This is a genomic window from Streptomyces sp. NPDC054840 (genome assembly GCF_053611065.1).
This window is the reverse complement of the sequence record NZ_JBSGZP010000643.1, coordinates 1-4154: the sequence shown is the minus strand read 5'-3', so window position 1 is coordinate 4154 and position 4154 is coordinate 1. Positions and strand designations below refer to the sequence as shown.

Below are 4154 nucleotides of genomic sequence, written 5' to 3'. Positions count from 1 at the left end.
GCGCGGAGCTTTCCCCGCCCCGCCCCGCCGCGCCGGCCTCACCCTTTCGCTGTGTCCCGGGGCTCCGCCCTGGAACCCGGTCCTCACCCGCCGGACGGGCTGAAAGCCGGCCCCCGCCGGCGTGTGAGGCGGCCCGGCTTCACACCGTGAGCAGGAGTTTGCCCACGTGGGCGCTGGATTGCAGCATCCGGTGGGCCTCGGCGGCCTGCGCCATCGGGAAGGCCGCGTGGACCACCGGCCGTACCCGCCCCGCGGCCACCAGTGGCCACACGTGCTCCCGTACGGCGGCGACGATGGCGGCCTTCTCCTCCAGCGGGCGGGCGCGCAGCGAGGTGGCGGTGATCGCCGCCCGCTTGGCCAGCAGCGCGCCGAGGTTCAGCTCGGCCTTCGCCCCGCCCTGGAGACCGATCACCGCGAGCCGCCCGTTCACGGCCAGGGCGTCCACGTTCCGGGCGAGGTACTTCGCGCCCATGATGTCCAGGATCACGTCCGCCCCGGCCCCGCCCGTCGCCTCGCGCAGCTCGGCCACGAAGTCCTGCTCGCGGTAGTCGATCAGGATGTCCGCGCCCAGTTCCTTGCAGCGCGCCAGCTTCTCCGGGCCGCCCGCCGTCACGGCGACCGTCGCCCCCACCGCCTTCGCCAGCTGGATCGCCATCGTCCCGATCCCACTGGAACCGCCGTGCACCAGCAGGGTCTCGCCGGGCCGCAGTCCGGCCACCATGAACACGTTGGACCACACCGTCGTGACGACCTCGGGCAGCGCGGCCGCCGTCACCAGGTCCACGCCCGCCGGGACCGGCAGCAACTGGCCCGCCGGCACGGCCACCCGCTCCGCGTACCCGCCGCCGGCCAGCAGGGCGCACACCTCGTCGCCCACGGACCAGCCGGACACCCCCGGGCCCAACGCGGCGATCCGCCCGGAACACTCCAGCCCCGGATGGCGCGAGGCGCCCGGCGGTGGATCGTAGAACCCCTGGCGCTGGAGTACGTCGGCGCGGTTCACGGCGCTCGCCGCGACCTCGACGAGGACCTCGCCCTCGCCCGGTACCGGATCGGGTACGTCGGCCCAGACGAGGGCCTCGGGGCCGCCGGGCTGCTCGATGGTGATCGCATGCATGGCCCGGAGGTTACGCCACGGCGTGGCTACTCGGCAGGACCCAGCCGCACCGCGGGCGAAGTCGGCGGTACCGCTCGCACGATGGTGATGAGACGGTCCGTCAGCTGGATCGGGCTCGCGTGCGGATCGTCGTACGCGAGCAGCCGGTGCCCGCGCAGCACGCTTACCACCAGGTCCTCCGTGTCCCGGACCGACTTGCCGACCTCGGCCTTGCGGGCGGGGCGTTCGATGAGGTCGAGGCCGCTGCCCTGCTGGATCAGGTCTTCCATCACGGTGCCCGCGCTCGGGCTGAGCACCGAGAGGCCCAGCAGCCGGCCGGCCGCGCTCGCGCTCGTGATGACGGCGTCCGCCCCGGACTGGCGCAGCAGGGGGGCGTTCTCCTCCTCGCGCACCGCCGCGACGATCTTGGCCCCCCGGTTGAGCTGCCGGGCGGTCAGGGTGACCAGGACCGCCGTGTCGTCCCGCTGTGTGGCGATGACGATCTGACGGGCCTTCTGCAGTTCGGCGCGGAGCAGGACGTCGGAGCGGGTGGCGTCGCCGACCACACCCGTGAAGCCCTCCGCGTTGGCCGTGTCGATCACCTTGGCGCTCGGGTCGACGATGACGACCTGGTCCTTGGAGAGGCCGGTGGCCAGCAGCGTCTGAAGGGCCGAGCGGCCCTTCGTGCCGAAGCCGATGACGACCGTGTGCTCACGCAAGTTCTTCCTCCAGCTCTTCAGCCGCCACTCTTCCCTCGTCCGTTCCGTCAGGACTTCCAGGGTGGTACCGACCAGGATGATCAGGAACAGCACGCGCAGCGGGGTGATCAGCAGGATGTTGATCAGCCGGGCACTGTCGCTGTACGGCACGATGTCGCCGTAGCCCGTCGTGGACAGTGTCACCGTGGCGTAGTAGAAGCAGTCGAGGAGATCGACCTGCTCATCGGCGTTGTCGTGGTAGCCGGCGCGGTCGAGCCACACGATGAGGACCGTCAGGAAGAGCACGAACAACGCCATCAGCAGGCGTCTGGTGACCTGGCTCAGCGGGTTTTCGACGATGCGTGTGGGCAACTTGATGCGCCGGGAGACGAGTTTCTCGTCGGCGCCGCGGGCCATGGAGTCCTGGCCGTGCAGTTTCACGTGAAACATCCTCCGGAAGCCCAGGGCAGATCGAGAATCTCCAGTTCCTGTCCGGACCGCGCGCCGTTGGGCGGTACGACGGCCAGCGCGTCGGCGGCGGCCACACCCCGCAGCATCGCAGGTCCGTGGTAGCGCAGGGGCACCGCGTGCTCGTCGGTCAGCAGGACCGGCACCAGCCGGGTGTCATACGGGTGGCCGGCTACGTCGCCCCGCACCGGTGCCGTGTAGCGGGGGCGCCTGCGGCGGCCGGCGAGGGCGCGCAGCAGGGGTTCGGCGAGGGTCAGCAGCCCGGAGACGGCGGCCAGCGGGTTGCCGGGCAGTCCGACCACATGGCGCACCGCGTTCTCCTCGGGTGCCCCGGCCCCGATACGGGCCAGCAGCATGGGATGCCCGGGGCGCACCGCCACCCCGTCGACCAGCAGCTCGGCGCCGGCTTCGCGCAGCACCGGGTGGACGTGGTCCACGGGCCCGGAGGCGGTCCCGCCCGTGGTGAGGAGGACGTCGGCGGCGCTGGTGGTGACGGCCTCCAGCAGGGCCGCGACCCCCGCCGGGTCGTCGCCGAGCCGCCGCGTGCCGATGACCCCGGCGCCGAGGCGCTCGATCCAGGGCCCGAGCATGGGGCCGAGGGCGTCGCGGACGAGCCCCTCGTGGGGGAGGCCCTCGGTGAGCAGCTCGTCGCCGAGGACCAGGATCTCCACGCGGGGGCGGGGCCGGGTGGTCAGCTCGTCGTACCCGGCGGCCGCGGCGAGCCCGAGCACGGCCGGGGTGACCAGGGAGCCGACGGGCAGCAGCAGGTCGCCGGAGCGGCACTCCTGGCCACGCGGGCGGATGTCCTGGCCGGTGAGGACGGGCCGGTTCGCGAAAAGCTGGGTGCCGGCCTCGCGGCAGTGCTCGCTGCGGATGACGGCGGTGGCATCGGGGGGGATCCGGGCGCCGGTGGCGATCCGTACGGCCTCGCCGTCCGTGAGGGGCTCCGGCCGCTCGGAGCCGGCCAGGACCTCGCCGCCGGCGCGCACGCTCCAGGGGCCGGGGCCCGCGACGGCCCAGCCGTCCATGGCGGAGGTGTCGAAGGACGGCAGGTCGGTGAGCGCGTCCAGAGGGGCGGCCAGGACCTCGCCGAGGGCGTCGGCGAGGGGCACGCGGTGGGTACGGGGCCGCACCCCGCTCCCGGCGCGGGCGGCGGTGTCCCGGGCCCTCTGCCAGCCGGTCGCACGGTGGCCTCCCGCGCCGCCGCCCGCACCGCCCGGGCTGCCTGTGCCGCCGCCCTCGGGGGCCCGGCTGACCAGTGCCAGGGCCTCGTCGAGAGCCTGTTCGGCGGAGTTCGTGGGGGTCATCCGGAGCCGTTCTGTTCGGCGGAGTCGGCCGCTGCCTCGTCGGCCCACCGCAGCGCCAGGTCGGCCGCCTTGCGGGAGGCCTCGGCGACGGCCTGGGCGGGGTCGGCGCCGGTGGCGGCGGCGTGGGCGGCCGCGTAGCCGACCAGAAAGGTGGTCAGCGGGGCGGCGGGCCGGGCGACGCCGTGGGCGGCGTCCCGGGCGAGGTCGAGCAGGGTCTTGGTGTCGACGGTGAGGTCGATGCCCAGCTCGTTCTTGACGGCGGTGATCCATTGCTCCAGCACGCTTCCATGCTCCCTGATCCGGGCGCGGGCGGCGGCGAGATCGTCCCAGGTGTCGCAGTCGAAGGAGGCGAGTGGCCGGGACGTGACACGGGCGAGGTCCAGTTCGGCGGTGAGCGCGCGGAGCGGGAGCCCGGTGAGGGTGCCGTGCTCGGTGGCGAGCAGGGCGATCTCGCGGCGCAGCGGCTCGGCCCGGTAGGCGGCGACCAGCGGCTGGTCCCGGCCGTCGGGGTCCCGCAGCATCGCCCCGTCCGCGCCGGGGGACGCGGGCGCGGACGGCGCCTCCAGCAGGGCCCGTACGGTCTCC

4 protein-coding genes are annotated in these 4154 nt (G+C 74.1%); all 4 read right to left on the bottom strand.

Translation table 11 applies throughout. The annotated features are described in order from the left end of the window. Positions 1-139 precede the first annotated feature (139 nt). Positions 140-1117, bottom strand: a complete 978-nt coding sequence (locus ACWGIU_RS31420; protein ID WP_453711512.1) for an NAD(P)H-quinone oxidoreductase — start codon at positions 1115-1117, stop codon at positions 140-142. A 26-nt stretch (positions 1118-1143) separates the two neighbouring features. Continuing rightward, positions 1144-2244 carry a potassium channel family protein gene (locus tag ACWGIU_RS31415; RefSeq protein ID WP_453711511.1) on the bottom strand — a complete coding sequence of 367 codons (1101 nt, stop codon included), beginning with the start codon at positions 2242-2244 and terminating at the stop codon, positions 1144-1146. Further along, entirely contained in the window at positions 2232-3569 is a 1338-nt protein-coding gene (locus tag ACWGIU_RS31410; protein WP_453711510.1) for a molybdopterin molybdotransferase MoeA, read from the bottom strand. Before ACWGIU_RS31410 ends, ACWGIU_RS31415 begins: the two co-directional genes overlap by 13 nt. Further along, on the bottom strand, positions 3566-4154 hold a 589-nt coding region (locus ACWGIU_RS31405), incomplete at its 5' end, for a DUF6457 domain-containing protein (protein ID WP_453711509.1). The genes ACWGIU_RS31410 and ACWGIU_RS31405, both read right to left, overlap by 4 nt.

Coding starts and splice junctions, on each gene's coding strand:
- ACWGIU_RS31420 (WP_453711512.1), bottom strand. CDS start 1,117: ATGCATGCGATCACCATCGAGCAGCCCGGCGGCCCCGAGGCCCTCGTC.
- ACWGIU_RS31415 (WP_453711511.1), bottom strand. CDS start 2,244: ATGTTTCACGTGAAACTGCACGGCCAGGACTCCATGGCCCGCGGCGCC.
- ACWGIU_RS31410 (WP_453711510.1), bottom strand. CDS start 3,569: ATGACCCCCACGAACTCCGCCGAACAGGCTCTCGACGAGGCCCTGGCA.